This window comes from Lentzea indica (assembly GCF_012184385.1).
Taxonomy (GTDB): domain Bacteria; phylum Actinomycetota; class Actinomycetes; order Mycobacteriales; family Pseudonocardiaceae; genus Lentzea; species Lentzea indica.
This window is the reverse complement of sequence record NZ_VSRL01000604.1, coordinates 1-615: the sequence shown is the minus strand read 5'-3', so window position 1 is coordinate 615 and position 615 is coordinate 1. Positions and strand designations below refer to the sequence as shown.

At 64.7% G+C, this 615-nt stretch carries 1 protein-coding gene; it reads right to left on the bottom strand.

Annotated features, from left to right (window positions below; all coding sequences use genetic code 11):
* Positions 1 to 356: AMP-binding protein (locus FXN61_RS49905; RefSeq protein ID WP_167980691.1), on the bottom strand; the 356-nt coding region annotated here is incomplete at its 3' end.
* Positions 357 to 615 lie beyond the last annotated feature (259 nt).

The following is a 615-nucleotide window of genomic DNA, read 5'->3' as shown; positions in this document are numbered from 1 at the left end:
CCGACCGCGAGCAGCCTGGCGCCTGAATTGGCGAGGATGAAATTGATCTCATCGGGATTGAGCATGAAGTTGATCGGCACCAGGATCGCACCGATCCGCGCCACCGCGAAGCGCAGCGCGGCGAAGCCGTGCGAATTGCGCGACAGCACCGCGACGCGGTCGCCCTTCGCGACGCCAAGGCCGATCAACCCGCGGCCCAGCCGGTTGCAGATCGCGTCCATCTCCGCGAAGGTCCAGCCCACCTCGCCGCAGATCAGCGCGGTCTTGTTTGGGTAGCGCTTCGCCGACCGGCGCAACAGATCGCCGATGCTGTGCTCGCGGGCGCGCTGGATGGTTGCTGCGATGTCTCCGCTCATTTGTCCCTCCCGAATGTGCTTGTTGTCGCTGTCTTGTTTTCGTCTTGTCTTGTTTGCGTCTTGTCTTGGCCGCGCCGTCGCTATTGCCGGGCGGCGTAAGCGTGTTCCATGTAGGTGTGCTCGACCGAGCGATCGAGCGAGGCGATCTTCTCGAAGCCGCGCCGCCAGTCCTGCAAATGCCGCCGCGTCCACAGCACGCCGGCCTCCTTGTCGCGCCGCTTGATCGCGTCGAGCAGATGATGGTGCGCCTCGACGAGGC